At 50.3% G+C, this 25,149-nt stretch carries 29 protein-coding genes; 9 read left to right on the top strand and 20 right to left on the bottom strand.

Annotated elements, in window-relative coordinates; genetic code table 11:
- Positions 1–51: 51 nt before the first annotated feature.
- Together JMJ04_RS16095 and mtnA are read right to left on the bottom strand one after the other, a co-directional pair.
- The gene (locus tag JMJ04_RS16095) at positions 52–678 is read right to left on the bottom strand and encodes an HD domain-containing protein (RefSeq protein WP_201371476.1); all 627 of its coding nucleotides are present in this window, start codon (positions 676–678) and stop codon (positions 52–54) included.
- A 149-nt stretch (positions 679–827) separates the two neighbouring features.
- Positions 828–1,937, bottom strand: a complete 1,110-nt coding sequence (gene mtnA / locus JMJ04_RS16090; protein WP_201371475.1) for an S-methyl-5-thioribose-1-phosphate isomerase — start codon at positions 1,935–1,937, stop codon at positions 828–830.
- A 448-nt stretch (positions 1,938–2,385) separates the two neighbouring features.
- On the opposite strand from mtnA, the gene JMJ04_RS16085 reads away from it, so the two are divergent.
- On the top strand, positions 2,386–2,922 hold the full coding sequence (locus JMJ04_RS16085) for an RNA polymerase sigma factor (protein WP_201371474.1): 537 nt from the start codon (positions 2,386–2,388) through the stop codon (positions 2,920–2,922).
- Positions 2,919–3,518 (top strand): anti-sigma factor family protein, encoded by a 600-nt coding sequence (locus tag JMJ04_RS16080; protein ID WP_201371473.1) that lies wholly within the window; start codon positions 2,919–2,921, stop codon positions 3,516–3,518. The genes JMJ04_RS16085 and JMJ04_RS16080 overlap by 4 nt, the downstream gene beginning before the upstream one ends.
- Before the next feature lie 340 nt (positions 3,519–3,858).
- Here JMJ04_RS16080 and JMJ04_RS16075 read toward each other — a convergent pair whose 3' ends face one another.
- The 7 genes from JMJ04_RS16075 to JMJ04_RS16045 form a co-directional block, all read right to left on the bottom strand.
- The gene (locus JMJ04_RS16075; protein WP_201371472.1) at positions 3,859–5,052 is read right to left on the bottom strand and encodes a tyrosine-type recombinase/integrase; all 1,194 of its coding nucleotides are present in this window, start codon (positions 5,050–5,052) and stop codon (positions 3,859–3,861) included.
- Between the two features lie 8 nt (positions 5,053–5,060).
- Positions 5,061–5,267, bottom strand: coding sequence for a helix-turn-helix domain-containing protein (locus JMJ04_RS16070; protein ID WP_201371471.1), 207 nt, complete (start codon positions 5,265–5,267; stop codon positions 5,061–5,063).
- Positions 5,268–5,295: 28 nt separating this feature from the next.
- Positions 5,296–6,636: a replicative DNA helicase gene (gene dnaB / locus JMJ04_RS16065; RefSeq protein WP_201371470.1), complete on the bottom strand. Its 1,341-nt coding sequence runs from the start codon at positions 6,634–6,636 to the stop codon at positions 5,296–5,298.
- A gap of 6 nt (positions 6,637–6,642) precedes the next feature.
- Complete coding sequence (locus JMJ04_RS16060; RefSeq protein WP_201371469.1) at positions 6,643–7,611, bottom strand: helix-turn-helix domain-containing protein; 969 nt, start codon at positions 7,609–7,611, stop codon at positions 6,643–6,645.
- Between the two features lie 60 nt (positions 7,612–7,671).
- A complete protein-coding gene (locus JMJ04_RS16055) occupies positions 7,672–8,157 on the bottom strand; it encodes a hypothetical protein (RefSeq protein WP_201371468.1) in 486 nt (161 codons plus the stop codon).
- 12 nt (positions 8,158–8,169) lie between these two features.
- Positions 8,170–8,361 carry a hypothetical protein gene (locus JMJ04_RS16050; protein ID WP_201371467.1) on the bottom strand — a complete coding sequence of 64 codons (192 nt, stop codon included), beginning with the start codon at positions 8,359–8,361 and terminating at the stop codon, positions 8,170–8,172.
- Between the two features lie 302 nt (positions 8,362–8,663).
- Positions 8,664–9,554 carry a phosphoadenosine phosphosulfate reductase domain-containing protein gene (locus JMJ04_RS16045; RefSeq protein ID WP_201371466.1) on the bottom strand — a complete coding sequence of 297 codons (891 nt, stop codon included), beginning with the start codon at positions 9,552–9,554 and terminating at the stop codon, positions 8,664–8,666.
- 857 nt (positions 9,555–10,411) lie between these two features.
- Between JMJ04_RS16045 and JMJ04_RS16040 the strand changes: the two genes are divergently transcribed.
- A complete protein-coding gene (locus JMJ04_RS16040; RefSeq protein ID WP_201371465.1) occupies positions 10,412–11,299 on the top strand; it encodes a sensor histidine kinase in 888 nt (295 codons plus the stop codon).
- Positions 11,300–11,450: 151 nt separating this feature from the next.
- Here the strand turns inward: JMJ04_RS16040 and JMJ04_RS16035 are convergent, their stop codons facing one another.
- The 11 genes from JMJ04_RS16035 to JMJ04_RS15985 all read right to left on the bottom strand — a co-directional run bounded on the left by JMJ04_RS16035 (position 11,451) and on the right by JMJ04_RS15985 (position 16,831).
- A complete protein-coding gene (locus JMJ04_RS16035) occupies positions 11,451–11,657 on the bottom strand; it encodes a hypothetical protein (protein ID WP_201371464.1) in 207 nt (68 codons plus the stop codon).
- A gap of 73 nt (positions 11,658–11,730) precedes the next feature.
- Positions 11,731–11,952 carry a hypothetical protein gene (locus JMJ04_RS16030; protein ID WP_201371463.1) on the bottom strand — a complete coding sequence of 74 codons (222 nt, stop codon included), beginning with the start codon at positions 11,950–11,952 and terminating at the stop codon, positions 11,731–11,733.
- Between the two features lie 12 nt (positions 11,953–11,964).
- Positions 11,965–12,486 carry a hypothetical protein gene (locus tag JMJ04_RS16025; RefSeq protein ID WP_201371462.1) on the bottom strand — a complete coding sequence of 174 codons (522 nt, stop codon included), beginning with the start codon at positions 12,484–12,486 and terminating at the stop codon, positions 11,965–11,967.
- Positions 12,487–12,542: 56 nt separating this feature from the next.
- On the bottom strand, positions 12,543–12,782 hold the full coding sequence (locus JMJ04_RS16020) for a hypothetical protein (protein ID WP_201371461.1): 240 nt from the start codon (positions 12,780–12,782) through the stop codon (positions 12,543–12,545).
- A gap of 34 nt (positions 12,783–12,816) precedes the next feature.
- Positions 12,817–13,053: a hypothetical protein gene (locus JMJ04_RS16015; RefSeq protein WP_201371460.1), complete on the bottom strand. Its 237-nt coding sequence runs from the start codon at positions 13,051–13,053 to the stop codon at positions 12,817–12,819.
- On the bottom strand, positions 13,050–13,358 hold the full coding sequence (locus JMJ04_RS16010) for a hypothetical protein (RefSeq protein ID WP_201371459.1): 309 nt from the start codon (positions 13,356–13,358) through the stop codon (positions 13,050–13,052). The genes JMJ04_RS16015 and JMJ04_RS16010 overlap by 4 nt, the downstream gene beginning before the upstream one ends.
- A 2-nt stretch (positions 13,359–13,360) precedes the next feature.
- On the bottom strand, positions 13,361–14,017 hold the full coding sequence (locus tag JMJ04_RS16005; RefSeq protein ID WP_201371458.1) for a glucosaminidase domain-containing protein: 657 nt from the start codon (positions 14,015–14,017) through the stop codon (positions 13,361–13,363).
- A 443-nt stretch (positions 14,018–14,460) separates the two neighbouring features.
- Positions 14,461–15,021: a hypothetical protein gene (locus tag JMJ04_RS16000; RefSeq protein WP_201371457.1), complete on the bottom strand. Its 561-nt coding sequence runs from the start codon at positions 15,019–15,021 to the stop codon at positions 14,461–14,463.
- 20 nt (positions 15,022–15,041) lie between these two features.
- Entirely contained in the window at positions 15,042–16,007 is a 966-nt protein-coding gene (locus tag JMJ04_RS15995; RefSeq protein WP_236038038.1) for an ABC transporter permease, read from the bottom strand.
- Between the two features lie 168 nt (positions 16,008–16,175).
- Entirely contained in the window at positions 16,176–16,454 is a 279-nt protein-coding gene (locus tag JMJ04_RS15990) for a hypothetical protein (RefSeq protein ID WP_201371456.1), read from the bottom strand.
- A gap of 26 nt (positions 16,455–16,480) precedes the next feature.
- Positions 16,481–16,831, bottom strand: a complete 351-nt coding sequence (locus JMJ04_RS15985) for a hypothetical protein (protein WP_201371455.1) — start codon at positions 16,829–16,831, stop codon at positions 16,481–16,483.
- A 545-nt stretch (positions 16,832–17,376) separates the two neighbouring features.
- Here JMJ04_RS15985 and JMJ04_RS15980 point away from each other — a divergent pair.
- From JMJ04_RS15980 to JMJ04_RS15955, 6 genes are all read left to right on the top strand, one after another.
- Entirely contained in the window at positions 17,377–18,243 is an 867-nt protein-coding gene (locus tag JMJ04_RS15980; RefSeq protein WP_201371454.1) for a hypothetical protein, read from the top strand.
- A gap of 1 nt (position 18,244) precedes the next feature.
- Complete coding sequence (locus JMJ04_RS15975; protein ID WP_201371453.1) at positions 18,245–18,589, top strand: EamA family transporter; 345 nt, start codon at positions 18,245–18,247, stop codon at positions 18,587–18,589.
- A 304-nt stretch (positions 18,590–18,893) separates the two neighbouring features.
- The gene (locus JMJ04_RS15970; RefSeq protein WP_201371452.1) at positions 18,894–20,552 is read left to right on the top strand and encodes a type I restriction-modification system subunit M; all 1,659 of its coding nucleotides are present in this window, start codon (positions 18,894–18,896) and stop codon (positions 20,550–20,552) included.
- 1 nt (position 20,553) lies between these two features.
- Entirely contained in the window at positions 20,554–21,840 is a 1,287-nt protein-coding gene (locus JMJ04_RS15965; RefSeq protein ID WP_201371451.1) for a restriction endonuclease subunit S, read from the top strand.
- A 16-nt stretch (positions 21,841–21,856) separates the two neighbouring features.
- Complete coding sequence (locus JMJ04_RS15960) at positions 21,857–24,733, top strand: type I restriction endonuclease subunit R (RefSeq protein WP_201371450.1); 2,877 nt, start codon at positions 21,857–21,859, stop codon at positions 24,731–24,733.
- On the top strand, positions 24,730–25,083 hold the full coding sequence (locus JMJ04_RS15955; RefSeq protein ID WP_201371449.1) for a M48 metallopeptidase family protein: 354 nt from the start codon (positions 24,730–24,732) through the stop codon (positions 25,081–25,083). Before JMJ04_RS15960 ends, JMJ04_RS15955 begins: the two co-directional genes overlap by 4 nt.
- Positions 25,084–25,149: the final 66 nt, after the last annotated feature.

Here is a 25,149-nt window from a genome sequence, read left to right as displayed (position 1 = left end):
TACAGCCTCCAAAAGAGTTTTCTTCATCAGAGGGGATTGTACCACGTTTTTCTATACAGGCGTAGCATCACTCAAGTGCTCAATCACACCATCGAGAAAGGCCAGTGTGCGGTGAAACTTCTCCTGCGCCATGTCACGGGCTGGGTCAGTCTGCAAGGACTGGTAGAGTTCAATAAAGCGCTCTTCAACATGCCGCAAGACCGCAGCCAGGACATCGCCATTCACGGCGCGGTTGGGATAACGCGCACCAAACTCAATTAGCGAGGTTACAACCGCCAACCCACTCAAACGCCCCAATTTGTCGGCATCATAGAGAAGACGAGCCTCCACAGGAACGTCGGGATGGGTATCGCTCGTCTGCAAAGTGTGCGTTAGAATGATCTGTTCCACCTTTTGCGCCAGGACATCAGGAGCCTGTTCGCGCTGCAAGAAAGAGAGAGCCATATCCGCTGACTTGCGATGGTGATCCGCAAAGCCATGCGCAACGTTAGAGATGTCATGCAAATATGCCGATACAACCAGCGCCTCCATATCGATAGGCGCCGCATCTTCTTGTGCCTCCAACTGGAGGGCGAGCATTTTACAATTAGCGACTACCGCGCTGGCATAGCGCAATCCCTCGCTCCCCAACACCTCTTCCACATACTGCGCGGTCGCATGTACAATATCGGTTTCCATCAGCAGAACCTCCCTATAGTCAAATTATGTATCGCCTTTGATTGTGCTCTGATCTATGCTTCCCAGGTGGGAAGATACGCTGTACCTGCTGGCATGCAGCAGTATCATTGCTCATGTTCGCGGAAAAGAGCGCATGCGCCACCCAGTTCTTACTCGGACTTGCTGGACATCATTTCCCGCAGTGAAGTTGTAAAGGGAGCGCGCGCCACACCGCAATCAGTAATGAGCGCGGTTATATATTCATGAGGAGTGACATCAAACGCGGGATTAGCAACCGTGACATCCCAGGGCACCACCCGCTCGCCGCGTATGCTCGTAACCTCTTCCGCGTTCCGCTGCTCAATCGGGATCAGCTCACCGGATGCAAGCGTCAAATCAACCGTCGAGAAGGGCGCGACGACGTAGAACGGAATGTGATGGGCATGAGCCAGGACAGCCACGCTATATGTGCCTATTTTATTTGCCACATCCCCATTCGCGGCGATACGATCAGCCCCCACAAAGACCGCCTTGATCCCCCCATGCCGCATAAAATGGCCCGCCATATTGTCAGTAATCAACGTTAAAGGAACCCCCGCTTGCTGCAATTCCCAGGCCGTCAGACGTGCCCCCTGCAACACAGGCCGGGTTTCATCCACAAACACGTGCACATGCTTGCCTTGTTGCTGCGCAATATAGATAGGTGCAAGCCCCGATCCCATGCCACTGGTTGCCAGGGCGCCCGCATTGCAATGTGTTAGCAGCGTATCCCCATCCTGAATAAATTGCGCACCCAGCTCGCCCATACGTTTGCAAGAGGCCGCATCCTCATCCGCAATCTGGAGCGCCTCTTGCTGTAACAGTTGGGCTAATTGCCGCAGGGTCTCGACTTGTGGCTCATCAGAAGCACGCCGAGCGCAATCCTGCATGCGTTCCAGCGCCCAAAATAGATTGACAGCGGTCGGGCGCGTTGCCCCCAGGAGTCGCTGGGTCTTGCCCAATGCGGCATAGACCTCATGTAAAGGCATGCGCTCACCCTGCTCACGCCACAGGCGTTGAGCCGCCAGCGCCATCCCTAAAGCCGCCGTCACCCCAATTGCAGGCGCGCCCCGCACCTTTAAGGATACAATCGCCTCGGCCACCTCATGCTCATGGCGCAAACGCAGTACATTCACCTGCAACGGTAAGCAACTCTGATCCACCAGGCAGACAGCAGCCCCCTGCTCATCCTCCTCCCACCAGACCGTCCGTACCTGTTGGCGCTGGATTTGACTCTTCATAATGAGGACACAAGCCTCCTTCAAGATATTAGCTGGACACCAGACACCAGGGAGAGTTGCCGGGTATCGAAAAGAGGGAACATACGCCCTCTAAATACACCACCAGGCTCTGCTTTGGCAAAAGCCTAAAAGCTCCCTTAATGTAACGAGAGGGGAAAGCAAGTAAACACTGCCCGCCCAATAGTACTACACCATCATGCCAAAATAGCAGGAAATACCCTAAAGTATGCTACCATGATAGACGAAACATAGCATAACTGCAAGTCTCTTAAGACGACTTTAAACATGTTACTGATTGCAGTAGTTGTCCGTTCCACTAGACAGAAGGATGAAGCCATCCCGACAGGTGTACGTGCCTGGTCGTGTTATGTTGCCCATTTATGGATGCTTATCTCTTGCTTGGAACGGACAAGGTGATAATTTGTAGCCATCGAAGGGATAACAACGCATGGCCCGGGTGGAAACAAAGGAATGTACTTGGTCCTTTGAGCAAATCTACGACGAGTATAAGACAGCTATTTATAACTATGTCTATCATTTAGTGGGTGACCGCGAACAGGCTGACGACCTAACGCAAGACACGTTCTTGAAGGCCTTTCGCGCCCTTCCTAAAATGGATTCTAATCTCAAATTGTCGGCCTGGCTCTATCGTATCGCGACGAATACCGCTTATGATGCGCTCCGTCGCCGCAAGTTGATTGCCTGGTTACCCTGGCAAGACCTCGATCATGAACCAGCCGATGTTGAGAGCGCGGATCCACAGGAAATTTATGGCACCACTGAGCTGGTACGTGCCGCGCTTCGCCGTATGCCTCAACAATATAGGGCGGCCCTCATCCTCTATACACAGGAGGGGTTCTCCTACAGCGAGATCGCACACGCCCTCAACATCGCTGAGAGCGGCGTAAAAATGTACCTATCGCGCGCACGTCAGTCCTTTCGAGAGCATTATCGGTCTTTGGAACAGGGAGGAGCGGCAAAATGAAATGCGAGCAGGTCAAGGAACTTCTCAGCCCCTACCTTGACGCACAGCTCGCAGCCGATATCTATCAACAGATAACCTACCACCTTCAATATTGCCGCTCCTGTAGTGAGGCCCTTGCGGATTTTCGCTATTTTGATACTCTACTTGCCCACATCCCGCGCGTCGCACCAGATGCTTCACTCTATGCACACATCTTCACCTCGCCCTCCCGCCAGGTGTCCAGTGGCGCATATGCATCTTCACATACACAGCAACAAAATACCACCGCAACGTCTCTCCCTCGCTTCGCCAGGGCAGGACGTCCACACCTCGTGGCCTTACAGGGAGGGCGCGACCACATCCCTTCTGTCACAACACGACAAGCCAATGATGAGCGCGAGGTCGATACCGATAAAGTCGCGCGACCACCAGGCATCCCCCCTCTGCAACCCATCACACTTTCCCACTTACAACCACAGCATTCCTTGAAACCTGGGACCCAACAAGGCCGTCCACTCACCTTGCTACTGTTTCTTGGGGCACTCTTTCTCTCCTTCCTTGCAGGCCTCCTCATTGGCATTTATCTATGGGCACCCGTACTGAGCCACTTCATCTAAATGGATTGTTTTCGATGTCCGGGACCCTACATTCTCTTTGGTTGCTTTCCTTCCTGCATTTGGCAAAACAAGGTTCCTGAAGGGAAAGGCTGACGTTATCTTGAAACGTGCAAACCTGCAAAAGAGATTTTTCTGTTTTTTTACGTTTTTCACCCTCTTTAATTACTATTTTCAATGAATTTCTGTAGAAACAGAAATTTGACCTTAAAAGTGATAACTATTTGCGTTCTTATACGTTACACTCCTAAGAATCTCCCAACAGAAAACAATAAAGCCGCTTAAAAAGCGGCTTTATGTTATGGAAAAAATGTACACCTACTATTTTACATCAATTTCTACATCAATTCTCCTCTTTTTGGTCCTTTTCGTCCCCCTGATCCTCCTCTTTTTGGTCTTTTTCATCCTCCTGATCTTCTTCAAATGTAAAAGCTAAACCCATCTTATCTGCAACCTCCTTTTGCATTGAAGGTAGCACATGTGAGTAGGTATCCATTGTGGTAGCAATTTTGCTATGTCCCAACAAGTCTTGTACTAGCTTAGGGTGTACACCCATTGCCAGGAGCAGAGTTGCTGCACTATGACGCAGGTCATGAAACCTTATTTGAGGAAGCTGGGCCTGGGTAAGCATTTTCTTAAACACTAACACCATATAATCAGGGCTCCAATATCCTCCCAGTGTATTGGGAAACACCAGGTCAAGATCACGCCAATTTGTAGATCTTTCACGCTGCTCTTCTTGCAACTGCTTATGTCTTTTGAGGGCCTCTATCGCAAAATCAGTCAGCATAATTCGGCGTTGACCTGCTTTAGTTTTAGGCTCTTTGACAATATTCCCCACATTGCCCACTCTTCTGAAAGAGCGCCTTAACTGAAGTGTTTTCTTCTCAAAATCGATATCACTCCATTGTAAAGCAAGAAGTTCGCCTCTTCGCATGGCGGTTGTCAGGGCCATAATCAGCAGCGTTTCCAAGCGAGAAGCGCGGGCAAACTTCACCAGCGTCTTAGCCTCTTCTAAACTCAGGACGCGATGGTCAGGGCGCTTTCTCTTAGGCAATTTTGCTTTGTCAGTCACATTGTGAGAGATAAGCCCCCAACTTACTGCATTATCTAGAGCCATGTGAAGAATGCTATGGATGTAAATGACAGTTCCAGGTGCTAACCCTTCTTCCAATTTCTTTGCATAGAAGGATTGTACTTGCTGAACCGTCAGCTTATGCACCATGATATGACCAAAGGCGGGAAGCAAGTGCTTTTTGACCGTAGCTTCATATTGGACATAGGTACCTTGAAACACCTGTGGTTTTGCTACAAGCTCTAGCCACTGAGGCAAGTAGTCCTTCAGCAGCACACGCTTGCCAGATGCAAGAAGACCTTTCTGGTCTTCCTGCATCGCCTTGCGCATCTTCTCAAGGGCTTCAGACGACTTTTCACCATAAAAGTACTTGCGCTTGCCATCAGAGGCTACAAAACTAGCTTGCCAGCGACCATCAGCACGCTTGAAAAGCGTCCCTTCGCCATGTTTCCTGCGCCCCATACTCTCTCCTAACGTTTATTTTCACGGTCTGCAAGCCATTGCTTGAGCGAAACAGGGTTAATCCGCACTGATCGGCCCAGCGATATCGTGGGCAATCCTTCATAATCAATCAGCTTGTATACCATGCGCTCGCAGACATTGAGCGTCTTCGCAACATCAGGAATTGTTAGTAAAGGCTGTAACTCACCTGAAGCCTTCCTTATTGATTTCTGCATATTGGTATCCTCCAAGCAATAGACTGGGTTATTCGGACATCTCACTTGTAGAAGTTACTTCCAAAGGGGCAAAGCGCGTTTGACTGGCATTGAAGGCCAGCCGGACGGTACCGACAGGGCCATTGCGATGCTTCGCGATGATAATGTCGGCCGTGTTGCGCGCCTCTTCGTTGTCAGGGTTATAGAGCTCTTCGCGATAGATGAAGAGCACCACATCGGCGTCGTTCTCGATGGCTCCCGACTCTCGCAGGTCAGAGAGTTGGGGAATTTTCGCCTGACGACTCTCGACCGCTCGGGAGAGTTGCGCGAGAGCCAGGACAGGCACGTTTAATTCTTTTGCCAATGCTTTGAGGTTGCGGCTGATCTCCGCGATCTCCTGTTCGCGGTTTTGCGTGCGCTTCTCCTGGGAGACATGCATCAACTGGAGGTAGTCCACAATGATCAGGTCTACCCCTTGCTGCGCCTGAAGGCGACGCGCCTTACTTCGCATGGCAGAGGGCGTTATCCCAGCTGTATCATCAATCCAGATGGAGCCTGTGGTAAGGGTGGCCGCCGCCTCGCTCACCTTTTCCCACTCGTGATCTTGAATCCAGCCCATCCGTAGCCGTTGCTGGTCCAGTTCGGACGCCATGGACAGAAGGCGCATGCCCAGCTGCTGTTTACTCATTTCTAGTGAGAAGACAGCCACGCGTTGCTGATGGTGATAGGCCGCATTGTAAGCCACGTTCAGGGCAAAGCTGGTCTTGCCAACAGCGGGACGCGCCGCTAGGATGATCAGGTCAGAGGGTTGTAGCCCACCTAGGGGAACATCCAGAGCATTGAAGCCCGTTGGGACGCCTAACAGCTTCCCTTCGCGGTTACTGGCTGTTTCTAGCATCGCGATACAGTCGCTTAGGATGGAACTGACCGATGCGAAGTCAGATGTGCCGCGCCTTTGCGAAAGCGAGAAAATGAGTTGTTCCGCTTTCTCTGTGGCCTGCTCGTCATCTTCGTAGGCCGTGGTCGCGATTTGCCCAGCGGCATGAATGAGCCGCCGGGCCTGAGCCGTACGGGCAACAATACGGCTGTAGTATTCCACATTGCCGCTTGTCGCAACGAAGCTCACTAGAGACGTGATATAATCAGCGTCCCCCACTTCTTCCAGTTTGCCGCGCCTGCTGAGCTCATCACAGAGTGTCACCAAGTCGGCCGGTTCTTGCTGCTCATAGAGGGCTCGTATCGCGTCGTAGATCATACCGTGAGCATGGCGATAAAAGTCGTCAGGAGCGAGCACGTCAGCAATCAGGCCAATAGCTTCAGGGTCGATGATGAGGCTTCCAAGAAGCGCGGCCTCTGCTTCCAGGTTGGAGGGAGGAAGTCGTTCAACCATCGTGCGTCATCCTCCCTTTCGCGGGCCGCGCTGGGCCTGGAACTGTTGGTATTGCTGCTCCATGTGCATCAAACTTTTCCCGGCCAGGCTCTTACTCGTTGGGGGAGATGTGGGCGTCCTACTCTCGGTACCCGTCGCCTCATGTTCAGACAATGACGATCGTCGTTTGTGTATGCTTGCGCACTCTCGTTTGAGCCACTCACGGAAAAAGGCGGGTGACATGCGTTTCCCCTTGCGGTTGCGCTGCCGATCATCAATCCATTCGCGTGCGGCGTCGGCTTCGCCTGTCAGTGAGAGACCAGGTTCCTGGGAGAACTCATGCACGAGGCGAGACAGAGCAGCGTTTGCAGGCAGTTGGAGAATCGTAGCGACCTGAGCAGTGAGAGCTTCAAGATTTTGCTCTCCATGGGCGTCGTCGCTGTCGGTGCTGGGAGGAAAAGGGATGACATTTGCAGGCGGTAACGGTTGCGCTTCGGAGTCTTGCTCTTCACTTCGCTTACGTTGACTTAGATTATATTGACTTAAATTATATTGGGACGGACTTTCGCTGGATTTCCCAGAATTTCCCTGGGGAATTCCGCCGTCTCCCTGGGAATGTTCGCTTTCGTCTGAAGATGAAAGCGAAACCGTCTTTTCTCCCTTCTCAGAAGGCGGTGCAGGATGCTTCGAAGGCGTGATCTTTGCCAGACTCAGACTCTGCCACTGTTTCCAGCGGGTCAGGCTGTAGTAACGGTGTCGGCCGACCTGGTAGAGAATAATCAGGTCATTGGCTTCCAATTCAGAAAGCACTTGCTCAATCAGGTCAGGACTATAATCGAGTTCGCGACTGAGTAGGGATGCAAGAGCCAGCTCGCGGCCTTCATCGTCAGCCAGAAGCACTAGGCCTATCAAAATCAATTGAGCGTCCTTACTACTCAGGCTTATCACATCGGGGTCTTTAAAGAAACGCGTGGGAAGACAACGCTTTGAAGCCATACACACCTTCCTTTCGCTTGTGAACGCGTTACAAAACGTGGGAAAAAGAAAGGGCGCGTGTCACTCGACCGCGCCCACACCATTTTCGACAGAGGACAAACGTTGCTCAGCCTCCTGTACCAGTTGCAAAAATCGTTTGTCAGGAAGCATAGAAACCCATTCGACTGCGATATCAGGATCAGCCTGGAAGTCTTCCTGTTCTTCAGGTGAGACCAGCTGATACTTGCAAGCCATGTCAGCGACGCAGAACTTGCACCAATAGTGACCGTCTCCCAGGTATGCATCGCAATGATGAGGCCAGTCAGCAATAGCAAGACCATGACAGTGTTCGCACTCGATACAGCCATAGGCATTTTCTAGGTCCAGGCGCTTCCCGCACACACACGAAGCATGGTCGAGCAAGTCACTGAGTCGTTGGGTGTACCTGGTAAGGTTTGCGATACGCGCATAGGGGTTGTAGCTTTCGTTGAAGTCTTTCAACTTCCAGAGAAGTAAATCGCGTTTCCACTTCAATCGATAGCGCCACTTGAGCCAGAAATTGAACATGAAGGAACCTCCTTATCTGCGTTTGAATTGCCAGAAGATGAAGCCGAGTATGAGAAGAGAAGCCCCAATCCCAATACCCACGCTTTCAAGCGCTGAGAAAAACCTGGCAGGATCGTGCTGAGCAACTAAGACCAGAACAAAGACCAGAAGGGCCATAAAAATGGTGCTGAATATTCTCCACACAATGCGAATTGCTTTAATCATGAGTCTCCTTTCGAGACAAGAACAGCCCTCCAGGTGGTCTCTCCACCCGGTATAGAGAAGAGCGCGCGTTACTAGACCGCGCCCCACAAAACTATCGCAACACAATAATATGCAAAGGGAGCATCGGGACAAAGCAAATCCAGATGTGCAACACATATCGTTCTTGCTTCCAATAGGCTCCTATCCAAGCATCTTGTACTTTTGTCTCAAGGCGCATGGAGTAGATGTTTCTTACAAGCCTCATCATGATGTTTTTTGTTTCTTCCCAAAAGAAAAGCCCTTATGGTAAGGACTGAATGTTTTTACGCCAACATCTCAGCAAGAGCATGCCCATACTGGATCGTGTGTCCTGTCTTGGCTTCAATTGCTAATGCTCGCTCCATCACAGCCCGGCCCTCTTGGGTGTAGTAGCCAGTACGCAGCTGCTCAGGACTCTTGAGGAAACACATCACGCACGACATCCGAGGGCCGCCCTCAATATCCGTTTCATACATATCCTGCTGACTCATGCCCTGGAGCTCATAGCAATAGTGAGGCTCGACTTGGTAGGCTCGCATCTTCTGAAAGACGTCGACTCGTCGCCAGGATAGTACGGGTCTCCATTCATGCATCCATCCTTGCTTCAGGCCAGAACGCACACGCCATACAGGCAACTTTGCACGTCCACGAGACTCTAAGGCCCGCTCACCCAGGCAGATCACGGGATGCTCACCCAGCATGTGAGCGTTGGCCCTGGCCCACGAGTTGAAGTTATCGCGCTTGAAGTAGGACGTACAGAAGCGAACCGACAACGAGGGCCATGCTTGCCGCCACTCCACCAGGTCAAGCACACTTTCCACTTGGCGCAGGTAAGCCGCTTGACGTGAGCCACACGCCCGACACCAGGGAATTGAAAGCGTGGCACACGAGATCAGGTAGCGATGGTGACACTCTAGACATTCATAGCCGCTGTAGCTTGCCTGTGTGCAGTAAAAAGGAACGCCTAACTGTTGGCAAACCCTTTCACAATACTCCACTGTACCAGGCCAGTCCTCCAACACAATTTGATGGTGCGTTATCACCAGGTCGCGGGGAATTGTTTCCAGCACCTGGAGCAACATGGCGATGCTATCCTTACCGCCACTCACTGAGACAACAACCCGTGTTGCTTGATACAGGCCAGCAATATATTCATCCAGAACAGAGAGGCTCATAGGTTTCACCTCAAAAGAAAAAGCCCTCATAGCTGGTGCTATAAGGGCAGGCTAAAACTTTCCTTGCCAAAGAGGCGTGTAGAAAAGAAAGTGTCATATTCATGGAAGGAATGGGTATTCATGCGAGAGCAAGATCCATTGAGTTGTCCAGTATGCGGAGATCAACGTATACCAGTGGAATGTAGCCCGTTCATGCTCGTAAAACTTAAAAACTCCCAGCAAGAAGTTCATTTGCAAGCATTAGCTTGCCTAAATTGTGGAACCACTACTTTGTACGTTAATCCAATGTGTCTTCGCAAGGAACAGACAGTACACGTACAATGACCTATCTAGTTCAACTTTCACCAGCCCTTATAGCCTTTGCTATAAGGGCTGGTTATACTGGTAGGAGAGGGATATTTCCCTGGCTAGTCTGGTGCAATGGAAGAAAAATCCAAACCAATTCCATGAGCAAATTTCGTCAAGAGAGAAACACCCCCTACCTTCCAAACGTGTCCGTATAGAGAGATTAGGTTTCATCTGGCCAAGCTCCTGAAAGAAGGTCAGCAGTGATGAGAATCTCTAAGACTTTGATGCTCGCAAAGGTACATGGCCATCATCCTAAAAAAGAGTCTTTTCAGCAGTCTCAAAGCCACGAGGACAGCCATCAACCCCGCTTCTCCTGGTTACAATCTCCTCTATTCGGGTATTGTGCTTGTTTCCTCCTCATAGGAGCTCTGACGCTTCTAGAAAAAATTGACCAATATATTCCACATGCCCCACTTTTTCTCGGCGCCCCCTTTGGTCTAGCCTCCATTATGGTGGCCCTCATCTGGGGTATTGGGCCCGCATTGGTCTCTATGGTGCTGGGGATACTTGTGATCACCCAATTTCTCACGCCCAATATTCTTAGTTCTGACATTGTGGCGGATAGCATCATAGTCGGGCCTTTCATCGTGGCACAACTCGTGGCGCTGGTAACCGTGATATGGCTAGAGCGGTCTCGCCGGCAGATTCTTGCTGCTCAGCATATCATAATCCAGGTGAATAGCCAGCTTGAGCAAGCAAATTCGCTGAAAGACTATGTGCTTATACGGGCAGCACACGAACTCAGAACGCCGCTGACCACGATCCTGGGCCGCACACAACACCTCTCATCTCGTTTGGAAAAATTCGGAGAAACCCCTGAAAACTGGTTAGCGGTGCAGAAGTATATAGGAGTGATGGAAAAACGCACGCTCCATTTGCGGGCATTGGTCGAGGAACTCTTGGATCTGAGCAATGTCTACGCAGAGGGAAATCCCTTACATCTGACCCCTTGTGATCTTGGAAACCTCTGCCGTGATGTCATTGAGGACCAACAGGCGCTTTCCGGCCGTACTATTGAGTTAGAGCTTCCTTCCGATCCTCTTCTGCTTCAAGCTGATGACAAACGTCTCTCTCAAGTCCTCGTCAACTTAGTGAGCAATGCCGTCAAATATTCACCAGAAAACACCAACATCTCTGTGCGTGCGCATGCAGAGGATACCCATGTCATGCTGCAAGTCCACAACGAGTGTCCGGTGTTTTCCCAGGAGCAGTTAGTGCGTCTTTTTGAGCCTTTTTTTCGTACACCCGATGTAGAATATTCACCCATACCAGGGTGGGGCCTGGGCCTCACGATCAGTAAAAAGATTGTCGAGAGGCATGGAGGAAACATCTGGGCAGAATTATCGCAGGGAAAAGGCATTACTATATTCGTGAAGCTTCCAGCGCTTGTTCCCTGAGAACGACTCCTATGTCGTGTTTCGGTATAGGTTCCTCCTGGTTTTTTTCTCCTCTGCTATCATGGATGTTTCTCGGCCTCAGTGTACTAATGATGCAACCAGCCCTTACAGCAGGTGCTATAAGGGCTGGTTCTATCACTGAATGTAGGGCCTAGATGCGCTGAAGCTTACTGGGCTTATACCAGGAAGATGGGTAGCTAGTGCCTTTTAAACGATGGGGGCGGTCAAAGACGACCTTCACCAAACTTTCTGCATACGAACGATCATGTACAAACTGTGTCACTTTTCCCTTGGCTCCTTTGGGCCATTGGTTGATGATCTGCACATGATCACCTAACTGTAATTGTTCTTCGGTCATTTGCTGTTTACTTCTCCATAAGCAAAGCCCTCATAGCAGGCGCTACAAGGGCTATCTAGCATACGTTACTGAGCTAATCACGTCGTCTCTTCATGGCGAGGGTGGGGCGGTCTGAGCCGCGATCATCAAGGATAGTAATTTCTCCACGCGCTTCAGCCTCTCGCCACATGCGCGCCTGAGCCTTGCGTGCTCGTCGTCTACGCCCGCCACGTGAACAGATGGAGGCAAGAATCAAGAGCCAGACCAGGACGGCAAGAATGATGAAGGGGTTCATAGCAAGTATGATGTACTGCATGTGTTTCCCCTTCTAGGCAACCGCCTGGGTGTGCTCTTCAACGATGCGCTGACAGCGACAGCGCGACGCATACGCTTCTTGTGCGGCCTGGGCCAATGCCTCATCAATAGTAAGGCCATAGATATAGCACTCATCCTGCCAGGCCCGACAGTGAGGACATCTACCTGCGTACACATTGACCACAACGCTGTAGCAGTAGGGGCTGCTCCCGTGCTCGTACCTGATATATGGTTTCCTGCCGGTGAGTGCCTCAATCTCGTCAATGTAGTGTACGCAGCGATCCGGGTAGACATCGCTGTACACTGCTAGCCAGAACCAGCTGGTTTGTTCGCGCTGTATCTTATCGCTTTCATGGCGAAGGCAGGCTTCAACGGCATCTTGCCGCCGTGGGAAACGTGCATCTTCGAGAGCGTCATCAAAGATGGGATCAAGGAAGATGAACTCTTCTGGATGCATTTTTTCTATTTTGATGGGGTACCATTCGCCGTCGAGTTGGGCGACTGCATACCCAGGGGGAAGCTTTTGCTGCTTCATAGCATTCTCCTACTATCAAAAGGCTCCATGAGAGAGCCGAGACACGTTTATGCTGCTTACGAGACGAGAGAGGCGATACGCTTTCGTATCTGCTGACGGTGCTTGATGCGCTCCAGGCGAATGCCCTGCTCACGTAAGCGGAGCAAGAAATCGTAGTACCCATGGCATGATGGGCAGAGACACAACAAAGCAGGCTGGGAGTTGAGCGTATCATGTAGTTTGACGTGGGCCGCGTGCAGCCACACAATATAGGGCTTACCAGTGCGCTTACTGCGTCGTGTGGCCTGTTGATGCACGCAGCATATCTCACATTGCCACTGCGCACGCGCTTTACAGGCTGTAGAAAGAGCTTTCCAGCAAGGGGGATACATGCGCCTGCGTCGCCACATCATGGCTGTGATCTCGCTTTCTGGTTTCAATCGCACACGTCGGGCAAAGGCACGAAGAGGCTTGTGGAGGAAAAGGAAGTGTATGCTGCTTATACCAGCACCCAACACAAAGGCGTGATGTCTGCTGCTGTGCCTGTGCCAGCTGGGCAAGAACGACATCCCATAGCTGCTCACTCATGGCTGTTGTTCTCCTTTCCTGGCTTCCTCAAGAAGCCTATCGAGAAGGCTGATCAGCTCGCTTTCAAGGACTTGATCAGCTTCATAGGCGTCGTCTGTGGGAGTATGCGTGCCACGGACCGCCCTCCGGTCGAGATAGGCCCGTTCGCGTTGTTGTTTGTGTACTAACTGGTTGCGCAAGCCCTCTAGCCAGCGTTGACCCTCTTCAGGAGTCATCAGGTTAAAGGGCTTGCGATACCATACCGTGGCCTGGGCATTGGTGTGCCTAGGGCCACGAGAAGAGGAAGACTGTGAAGAGCGAGCCATGACTACACCAGCCCACGAGACCAGCGCTGTACGTCGCTGCTAACTGCCTGGACATAGGCCTGCTCGCTGTTTCCATCCGAAGAGGGCGCATAGTGCGCAATGATGGTTGTCAGGGTATTCCAGCCTTGAGGCAGGTACTCATTTTTGATCAGTCGATACCAGTCCATGAGGCCATCTGACCAGGTGGTGTAGGAGCGAAAGCGCCCTACACATCGCGGCCAGCCACTGGTACAAATGATGTTGCCTATGGAGTGCGTCAGGGCCGCGACGCCGCGAAGCCCGTAGCTTGACTCATGGTGGAAGAAGGCCAGCGCGTAGGCGGGATTGATGCCAGAGTTCACACCAAGGTCATAGAAGAGGGAGCCTAGCCCCTTCGCGGGTGAGCCTGCCTGAGCAAGAACACTATCAATCTGCTGTGCTGTGATCGTGGGCTTGCCCGTGATGATGTCTGAGCCTGACAGGGTTGTTTGTCCTGGGAGCGGGGCAAAGGTCGGCAGTTTTGGAAGTGTCTGAGGTGCAAGCGAGACCCAGAGGGCCGCGATAATAATCAGTACAGCCAAGAACAGGTAGGGGACGCTTACCCCTTTACTCCGTGGCCCCCTATCAGTAAACCAGCAAATGGAACCAATCAAAACCAGAATGCAACCAACGATAAGCATAGTGGGTCCTCCTTCCCAAAGAAAAGCCCACATGCTATAATGTCTTGAGCATGTGGGCTTCTGGTCCGCGCGCGGCCAATCTCTGGTCAGTCGCCAAACTAAGGCAGAGAGCCGCGCTTTCTTTTTGTCTTTTTTACCAAAGATGAGGCTACAGGGCCGCGTTACCTGCCTTCATTACTGTCTTGGCCGCTACACACACAAACGAGAATAATCACACCGAGCACGAGACCAACTGCAAGTGTAAACATTGTGGGTTTTCCTTCCTATCTTTCTTCACTATCTGCTACAGGATCACTCTACAAGCGATTATGAGGCTACCTTCTTCTTCTTGGCCTGTTGAAAAGCAGCCCCAGGAGAAGAATACTTATGGTAACGATGCCAACCACAACAAGAAAGTTGATCACGAATTGCTCAAGAATGTGCATGAAAAAGTTTCCCTTTCACTAATCCCACAACTTGAGCGGCCGTCCTGCACGACGGTGACGCAAGCGCTTTACTTCAGCTTCAAGACGAAAGCGCGTTCGTTCTGGGAGCGTCATCAATCGGGCTACAGCCTCTTTCCGTCCTACAATGAGCGCGCCAATAAGCACGCGATGGCCATACGTGGTTCTTCTGAGAAGTTCAAATTTGTCAGGGTTCCCAGGTATTTGTAAGTCCCTGGCCGGGGGCAAGGATTGTTCAAAGCGGATCTTGAATGGCTCATACCATTCCAGGCTATCCATTGCCAGAACGGGAACCGAGACACATGAATCATGCGTACCCACTATTGCGGCCTCTAGCCCCGTGTGATACGTGTTTAAACAAAAACGGTACCAGTCAGAGGAGCGAGCGAGAATGACTGTCCACAGTTCGCACCTGTGCTTTTCTGAGTAGATGCGAATGCGTCGCCCACTCGGAGAGGCTGAGCCGGGAAGAATGCGCACGCCAACCTGTCGCTGCTGGTGCTGAATCGCCCGTTGAGTATCCTCAAAGCTATACTTGGTGTAGCGCCGTTTGGCTGGCATGCGCGACCCTCCTTTCTACCTTACTCGTCACCAGCGGCATACGGATCATCGCCCTCATCGGCTCCCGCATTGCGCTTCATCTGCTTCATACCAGCGTCAAAGACCATCGTGAAGACCGTCTGTTGTTGCTTGCGCAGGGCCTCTAGCTCCTTACGCTGGCTCTCCATCATGTCTTGAAACTTCTTGGCGTTATCCATGGTTGAGCGGGCATTGATGTGGGCTTGCGAGAGGGTTGCAATGTTTTGCGCCCGCGTGGTGATGCTGGCAACCTTCTGCTCAATGTTCTTCTTCTTACGATGCAAGAAACCGCTACAGGCCCAGTCAGCGACCGCGCAGAGGGCCACGCGCAGGATGATGGCAAGGTAGACCAGCCAGGGCATCGATGCCAGAATCGTCTTGGCCCCTTGCGCAATCGCATTCTGTCCTGAGACGGCTTGATCTCCTCCCAGGGCTTGAATGACCAGGGCTGAAGCAAGTTGGGCGACGCCACACCCCAGGCTCATGATCAGCCAGACGATGAGTTGACCGCGATAGGCTTTCTTGCGGCCGTCGCCTTTGCTGAAGTTCATGGAGTAGACCATTGCCACGCGTAGGGATTCCAGGCCATAGCCAATGGCGTACATGATAGCGATAAACGGCTCCCAGCTGAAGTAGTGGAAGCCTGTCATGAAGAGGCCATCCTCATAGCCCAGAACAACGAAGAAGATGAGCGGCAGAACAAAGCGGACGAGCGTGATCCAGAAGTATTCAGCGTGTTCTTCAACGTTGTAGTTCTCGCTATCAAGCTCGTCCACTTCTGCCATCATGTGTTGAAAACTTTGGTCCAGGCGCGCTTCCATCGTGCGTGGACCATCAGCAGGCGGATCTTCTTTGGGGCTGGGAAGCGGATCACCTCTGGATTGTCCCCACTGGCTAAACCGATTGCCCAGATTGCGCCACTGAGAGCCAACCCAACTGCTAAACGCTTGGGATTTTCCCTGAGGCATTTTGCATGCATCCTTTCATGAAAACCGATTGAAAAACGGAAGGGAAAATTTTAAATCTCCATTGGTTACCCGAAAGTTACCCACTAATTTGAGCTCAAAAACGGGGGTCACTGACAAACAACTGCTAGTTGACTGCCACGAAAACCCCCGAGGGAAACCGAGAGCAAACTACGAAGCTTTTTGACCGGAACCTTGCGACTTACTAGAAGATGCGCCGGTTTTCTGGCCGCGTGCCTGGCGCTGGCTACGAACGATTGCACGGCTTTCGTTCTTGTAGGTATTGCCCTCGACGCGGTGCTTAATTGCCGGGAGACGCTTATCAAGATGCCGTAGAAGACCGTTGTAGGTTGCCAGCAGGTACTCATCCTCGACTCCCTGTTTCACGGTGTCGAGAATGTTCTTGCGAAGCTGCTCGACCTGGGTCAACTGCTGTTCGGTGATTGCCATAGGCGATGTTCCTCCTCAAATGTGTGCTAGGCCGAAGCCTGCCATGTGAGCGGCCAGTGCTGGGAAAGCTCTGACCTGACGCGCTGGTACAAGTGTGGGTTACGTCCTGACCAGCCAAAGAAGCGCGATTGATGCGCGGGTAACGTCTTCTCATCGTCGTCGTGATCCTCTCCCGCCAGAAAGATCACTTCGCACATCTCATCTGCTTGATGACGGTAGTGATACTGGGCTGGTAGTGAAGGAACGTGCTTCCATGTCCTTGCCCCCATCTGGCGAACCAGGCGAAAACCCAGATGCTGTAAGACCTGGCTCACTTCTTCAAAAGATGGGAGCTCAGAGCAAAAGGCGGTGCTTTCTCCTGGGTCGCCATTGCTCATTGCTGATAAACCTCCTTGCAAAACTCGCTGAGCCTCCTATTGGCTCAGTTCTGGCAACTCTCACAAGGTGTCAGAACTCAACCAATAAAAGGGGAAGTTTGCACAAGCACCGGATGGGAAACGTTAATACCCTCCCTTCCTTTTCCTTGCCAGTGCTTGTGAGCGGCCTTTACCAGCCGTATGCTACCGTGGGCGTAATCGCTGCTTTGCAACATACGATAGAAGCTTGAGCTTCCATTGTCTGACCCCATTCGTCAGCCCAGCACGCCGTGTATACGCACGCGCCAGCGCTCACTCGGTAGCGAAACCATATTTCCGTTGTTAAAGTACCCAGCTTTATTTGAGTCAACTTCTTTACTGACTCAAATTTGCTACAATCAGATTATAAACAGTCAGGAATGCGTTTGTCAATACTTTCTGACTCAAAATATATAATTCATTCAAATATTGACTCAAGATACATATTCTCAGACAGCATTGATTATATATGTTTTTTTGACTATAATATTGTTGTGCGAGTCAAATTTGAGAAAAGGTGGGCAATAATGAGTCAGGAAGATGAGCAAGGAAAATATATATCCTCCAAAGAAGGGGCTGAATTGCTGCAAGTACCTCGGCAATCGTTCTTCTACTACGTTGAATCAAGAAATATAGAGAGGCAAGAGACTGAAGGCGGAGGTAAAGACCGTTATGAGTACAAATATGAGGATGTCTTAAGGGTTAAAGAAGAGCTCCATAAGCGTTGGGAGAGTAGAAAGCCACGAACCAAAGCCAGTGAAGCAAAAACTGAGTCAAAAAGTGATGCCAGAACGGACTGGTGTACGAAGGAAGACTTACCCTATATCTTTGCTCTCGACTGCGAAGTTTATGGTATTGAAAATTCAGCTCCTCCAAATATCACGTATCAATGGTGGCAGAAGAACCAGACAGCAATACGTGTCATTTTTGATGCAAACAACCGCAAGGACATTTGGGGATGTCTGACCTTACTTCCCATGCAAGAAGAAGATATCTTCAAGATCTTACGTGATGAGATGACTGAACAAGAGATACACTCAGAGCACGTTCTAAGCTATGAGCCTGATAAAGAATATTCTTGTTACATTGCATCATGCGTCATTAGACCTGCTAAGAGGCACTTTTTCAACCTACTACTGAAAAGCGTCATAGGCTACTGGTGTGATCATCCAGAGGTAAATATACGCAAACTTTACGCCTTCGCCTTAGGGGCAGCTGGGAACATGGGAGAGGAAAACGATGGGCTTAGGATGATTAGAAAGCTATACTTTAGTCCTCGGTACGATATTGCTGAAAATGCCTGGGAGCTAGATTTAGAGCACTATAACCCATCTCCTATCGTGCGTGGGTTTCAAAATTGCGTGCGTGAGAAGCGAGAAAGGATAGACAAATAAGATGATAAGGGAATGGCTGGCAGTACCGCCTAAATGGCTTTGGTTTCTTTTACTACTCGTGGCGTTTGAGTTGATCGCTGATATCCTGGCAAAGCAGTTTGCCTTAAGTGGTAAATATGCCTTTGCAGTTCTATCTATCATCGGTTTCATTGCAGCAAATACGGCATGGCTCATTAGCCTGCGTACAGGAGCCGAATTAGGAAAAGGGGCGGTTTTGTTCTCAGTCCTTTCTGCTATTGGCGCTCTTATCGTGGCCTATGTTTTGTACAATGAGAAAGTAAATATCTATCAGGTTATAGGGTTGATCCTGGGAGTTATCTCTATAGCCTTTCTCTCGATGGAATAAAAACACCCCCTGAGTCAGAACCCATCTCTGACCCAGGGGCTTCTTTATTGATGAAAGAAACTGCTCGTGCTGCTAAGGTTTTTCTGGCTGGTAACGATGTTAGGCTTGAGTTGCAAGGCTGCTACCTCTCGTGTCTGACTTGCAATCTCATTGCTGAGGAGGAAACTGACCGAGGAACAGATTGCTGGCCTGATGTTGCTGGGTTCTTTGTCTTTGATAAAGATCTTTCTCTTACAGACAGATGCGTGTATAATACTTTCACCTCTACAACTATATTGCGCATACTAACGGTAGGAGACGGACCTTGACACGTAAGAAAAATAGAAGTGGAAGCTACCAGGCAGGAAACACAGCAGCAAGCCAATCAGCATTACCCCTTGCGATTCAATCTGACGATCACCTGACTATTTCTGAACTTGAGACATGGCTGTGGGATGCGGCCTGTGTGATTCGTGGCACGGCTGATGCACCGAAATATAAAGATTTTATTTTGCCGCTGATCTTCTATAAGCGCCTCTCGGATGTGTTTGATGATGAGTTTCAGCAGTATGTTGAACTCTATGGTGGCGAGGAACTGGCCTATCAGATTATTCTGGCTGACCACCAGCAAGCTTTGCTTGAAGGCAGGCAGCCTATTGTGCGCTTCCTCATTCCTGACGAGTATCGCTGGAGCAAATTGCGCAACCATGGCGCGGATGGACGCCTGGGCGAGTTTGTGACGGAAGCGATGCGCACAGTAGCCGATAAGAACCCGCCTCTGCGTGGTGTGCTCGATGTGAAGGACTATAACGAGCGCCAGAGCGGCCAGCGCACACTGGATGATAATCGTCTTGCCGCTCTGATTGAGATCATTAGCCGCCATCGCTTGGGCTTGCATAATGCAGAGCCTGATATCCTGGGACGCACCTATGAGTATCTCTTGCGCAAGTTCGCCGAGGGCCAGGGCCAGAGCGCGGGCGAGTTCTATACGCCGAAAGAGGTCGGCTGGCTCATCGCCAACCTGATCAATCCTCGCCCACAGAGCACAATTTATGATCCGACCTGTGGCTCCGGTGGTCTGCTCATCAAGGCACGCATGTATTATGAAGAGCACAATGAGGATAAAGCCAAGGCTCCCAAGCTCTTTGGCCAGGAACTGAACTCTGTCACTTTCGCGATGGCAAAGATGAATATGTTCCTGCATGACTACACGGATGCTAGCTTTGCTATCGGCGATACCTTCACCAACCCTGGCTTTGGCGCGAAAGGTTCGGGTCTACAAAAGTTTGACTACGTGGTCGCCAATCCTATGTGGAACCAGGATGTCTATGAAGAGTCTTTCTATGAGCATGACTCCTGGGAACGCTTCACACACTTTGGTATTCCACCACGCTCTTCAGCTGACTGGGGTTGGCTCCAGCACATTTATGCCTCGCTCAATACCTCTGGTTGCGCTGTAGTTGTGCTAGATACGGGTGCTGTTTCGCGTGGTTCTGGCAGCAAATCTAGTAATCGAGAGCGTGATATTCGTAAGCGCTTCGTCGAAGAAGACGTCATAGAATGCGTTATCTTGCTGCCTGAAAATCTCTTCTATAATACTACCGCTCCTGGCGTTGTTATTCTGCTTAATCGTGATAAGCCGACTGAGCGAAAGAACCAGATTCTGCTCATCAATGCTTCGAACTACTTTGTCAAGCGCAAACCCAAGAACGAACTGACTAGCGATGGCATTACCGCTATTGCTGATGCCCATCGCAATTGGGAGACCCAAGAGAAACTGAGCCGCGTCATCTCGCTTGAAGAAGCGCGCAATGCTGATTACAATCTAAGCCCATCACATTTTATTTCTGTCGATACAGAAAATGTGTATCGTCCTGTAAGTGCTATTCTAGCTGATTTAGCTGAAGCAAAGGCGCACAGAGAAGAGGCTGATATAGTATTGCAACAAAATCTTTCGAAGTTGGTTTTGTTTGAGGAAATTTAAAATGTTGGTATCAAAATCAGTTGCAGCAGATAGTGCTGGTGAGTTAAGCAATACCAGCCAAGTTTCAAATAAAAAAAGAGATGCATATCCCTTACATTGGACTGAGGCAAAGTTAGAACAGATTAGCAATATTGTGATGGGACAATCTCCATCTTCAGAAACTTATAATAAGTCTGGTCAAGGTCTTCCTTTTCTGCAAGGAAAAGCGGATTTTACAGACCTCTATCCAATACCATCTACCTACTGTACAAATCCGCTTAGAATTGCGGAGCAAGGAAGCACTTTAGTTTCTGTGCGAGCCCCTGTTGGTAGTTGCAATTTGGCAGATCAAAATTATATTATTGGCAGGGGCTTAGCAGCTATCAGGCTTAAATATGGAGATGATCGTTTCTTATTTTACCTGTTCCTACATAAGCAAAAGGACATTAAAGCTCTAGGTTCAGGTACGATTTTTGAGTCAATCAATAAGGCTACATTAACTGATTTATCAGTTGTAATACCACCTCTCCCCGAACAACGTGCTATCGCTCGCGTCCTTCAATCAGCGCAAGACACTATTCAGGCACGCCTCAAAGAGCTGGAATTGGAGCGTGAGCGCAAGGCTGCCTTGATGCAGTATCTCTTCACGTATGGCACACGAGATGAGCTAACAAAACAGACTGATATAGGAGAGGCACCAGCGAGCTGGAATGTTGTCAAGCTTGGGCAACTATGCAATTCAAGCGCTTTTGGCCCCCGTTTTAGTTCTACATGTTATGATGCGAATGGCAATATTGCAACTTTGCGGACTACTGATTTAGATGATGACGGAAACATCAATTACGAAACTATGCCATTTGCGCAGCTAGACACTGATGCTTTTGAAGAGCATTTTCTTCAAGCTGGAGATTTAGTAATAACAAGAAGTGGTACCTGCGGTATTGCCTCTGTTTTTACAGCATTTAGCAAGCCTGTTTTACCTGGGGCATTCTTAATTCGCTTCCGGCTTTCATTGCAAATAGATCCTGTTTTCTTAAAATATTATCTTAACTCCTCTATGGGAAGGAAACGAGTTTTGCAATTAGCGACAGGAGCTATTCAAAAGAATTTAACAGGCACCTCGTTACGTATGCTTGATATTTTTTTACCAAGTAAATCAGAGCAAGCAGAAATAGTGAATATCTTACAAACATGTGATTCCAAAATTAAAGCTCTTGAAAACGAAATAGCATTACACGAGGAACTCTTCCGCGCCCTTCTCGATGAGTTAATGACGGGCAAGCTTTCGGCACTCCCGCTCGTGGAGTAGAAAGGGATTTCAAACCGTGAGCAGCGAACGAAGGACAGTTCAGGAGCCGATGATCAAATACGCGGATCAGGTCGGCTGGAAGCGTCTTAAGCGGGACGATGCGCTGCGCGAGCGGCGAGGGGATACTGGACGCTTTTTATATGATACACTCAAGCGGCAGTTGCTCGCGCTCAATCCGGGTGTGCTCAATGAGCAGCGGGCAGAGGAGGTCATGCGTCAGCTGAATCTGCTTCGTCCTATCATTGAGGGGAATCGTAAGGCTCTGCGCTGGCTGCGTGGCGAGCAGTCGATCTTTGTTCCTGAAGAGAACCGAGAACTGAATGTGTGCCTGATCGATTTTGAGCGTATCGAGCGCAATGTCTTTCAAGTAACCGATGAGTGGCGACATAAAGATTCTAGCGGTCTGGTAACGAACAGGGCAGATGTAGTTTTCCTGATTAATGGCCTCCCTGTGGCAATTGCAGAAACAAAGAAAGCCAACGCGACGGATGGGCTGAGTATGGGTATAGAGCAGATTCGCCGCTATCACCAGGAAACGCCGGAGATGCTAACGATCCCCCAGGTCTTTGAGGTCACGCAACTCTTTGACTTCTACTATGGTGCGACCTGGAGCACTAGCCGCAAAAATCTCTTCAATTGGAAAGACGTTGTCCCCGGCGATTTTGAGCAGAAGGTCAAAAACTTCTTTGATCAGCGCCGTTTTCTACACGTTTTGCGCGACTATATTATCTTCCTCTCAAAAGACGATATTTTGACCAAAGTCATCCTGCGCCAGCACCAGGTGCGAGCCGTCGAGAAGGTTTTGCAGCGCATCGATGAAGGCGTAAAATATCACGGTTTGATCTGGCATACTCAGGGAAGCGGTAAGACCCTCACCATGATTACCATCGCCGCGCGTCTCCTGCAATCTCCCCAGGGTGAGAAGCCCACCGTGATTATGATTGTGGATCGCAATGAGTTAGAAAGCCAGCTCTTCAAGAATATTCAGGCATATGGCATCAACAATGTGCGTGTGGCCAATAGTAAGCAAGATTTGCAAGATATTCTTGATTCAGACTACCGCGGCCTGGTCGTCTCTATGATTCACAAGTTTGATAAGATCCGTGGCCGAAGCAACAGGCGCAAAAGTATTATCGTCCTGGTCGATGAGGCACATCGCACAACTGGGGGCGGCTTGGGTGACTACCTCATGGGAGCAATTCCAAACGCGACCTATATCGGCTTTACCGGCACTCCCATTGATCGCCTCTCTCAGGGCAAAGGCACCTTCAAGGTCTTTGGCGCCGATGATGAGCAGGGCTATCTCGACAAGTACTCCATTGCCGAGTCCATCGAGGATAATACCACCGTTCGGCTCAACTATGCTCTTGCTCCCTCACAGCTGCGTGTTGATCGCGAGACATTGGAGAAGCAATTTCTCAGCTTGACCGATGTGGAGGGGGTTAACGATGTTAGCGAGTTGAATGCCATCCTGGATCGGGCGGTCGAGCTGAAAGAGATTATGAAGTCGCCGCAACGTATTGAGCAGATTGCCCAATATATCGCCGAACATTTTCGGAATAACATTGACAAGATGGGTTTCAAGGCGATGCTCGTCGCTGTTGACCGCGAAGCCTGTATCCTTTACAAGAAGGCGCTTGAGCAGTACCTGCCCAGCGATTGGATTGAGGCTGTCTACTCTCCCGCTCATAATGACACTGGTGATCTCAAGAAATATGCCCTTCGAGAGGAGGAAGAGAAGACGGTCCGGCGCGACTTTCTCAAGAAGGAGAAATTACCAAAGATCCTCATCGTCACTGAGAAGCTACTCACAGGCTACGACGCGCCCATTCTCTACTGCATGTATCTGGATAAGCCCATGCGCGATCACGTCTTGCTCCAGGCTATTGCGCGTGTCAACCGTCCCTATGAAGACGAGGATGGACAGAAGAAACCATACGGCTTTATCCTCGATTTCGTCGGCATCTTTGAGAAACTAGAGAGCGCGCTCGCCTTCGACTCTGATGTTGTCGACTCAGTTATCGAGAACATCGATACGCTCAAGCAACTCTTTGCGACCTGGATGAAGGAGATCGCGCCTCAATATCTTCCCTATGCACACGCAAAGGATGATAAGGCCATAGAGAAGACGGTTGACTTCTTCTATAGTGACAAGAAGCGCCGCGAAGAATTCTTGACCTTCTTCCGCCGCCTGCAAAATCTCTACGAGGTGCTCTCGCCCTCGCCATTCCTGCGCCCCTATCTGGAGGATTATGAAGCTCTCGCTGACCTCTTCATGTTTGTTCGACGCGACCTTGATGCTGTAAGCCCGGACAAAGAGTTGACACGTAAGACCCGCGAGCTTCTTCGCCAGAACACAACCAGCAGCCCGCTTCAACTCCCAGGGGCTATTCGAGAGCTTGGAGCAAAAGAACTGGCTATGCTCAAGGAGAGTAGAGTCTCCGATACAATTAAGCTCCTCAACCTGCGCAAAATACTTAATGCTGTGGTTCAGGAAAAGGCGCCGTATGAACCTTATATCATACCAATTGGGGAGCGTGCCGAAGCTGTTGCACAGCAGTATGAAGAGCGCCATATTGCCACACAACAGGCCCTTGATACCTATGAAAAGCTGACTGAACAGTATGTACATGCAAGTGATGAGCGTCAAAACCTTGGTCTAGATGCTAATGCCTTTGCCATCTATATGGCATTACGCTATGATATGCCCACTGTGACGCCTCAACAGGCTCAGGAGGTTAACGATCTCTTCATGCAGTATCCAGACTATAGATGGAACAATCAGCAAGAGAAGCTACTACGTGCGCTCCTGTACAAGGTCCTGATCTCTTGGGGTAGCGTGGTAAAATACATGGAAGTAGCCACAAAACTTATAAAGCTGGAACGAATTTGAAACAAGGATCACAGACTTCCACACACAAGAGACAACCTGAAACCTGGTACGATGACGAGGAAATGCGCTGGGCCATCCGTCAATGGGCAACACGTATCGGCGTCAAAGAGCCGCGTGTCCGCTTTCAGATGCTGGGGGCCCAGTGGGGCACTATCACCTCATCAGGCTGGCTCACCCTGGACCCCATACTCCTACGAATCCCCAAAGCGCTGGGAGAATACGTCATCGTCCACGAACTCGTTCACCAGCTTGCCCCCAACCACGGCAGAGTCTTCAAACTCTTTCTCTACGCCTACATGCCCGACTGGGAAGAGCGCGAGAAGCGCTTGCAAGGGTACGCACAGAAATAAAATAGGTGATCGCATTTGTGCGAAGATGGAGGTGTACCACCATGGATTTGTAGATTTTGGCTTACT

It is taken from the genome of Ktedonobacter robiniae, assembly GCF_016587375.1.
Classification (GTDB): domain Bacteria; phylum Chloroflexota; class Ktedonobacteria; order Ktedonobacterales; family Ktedonobacteraceae; genus Ktedonobacter; species Ktedonobacter robiniae.
This window is presented reverse-complemented; position numbering and strand designations above follow the sequence as displayed.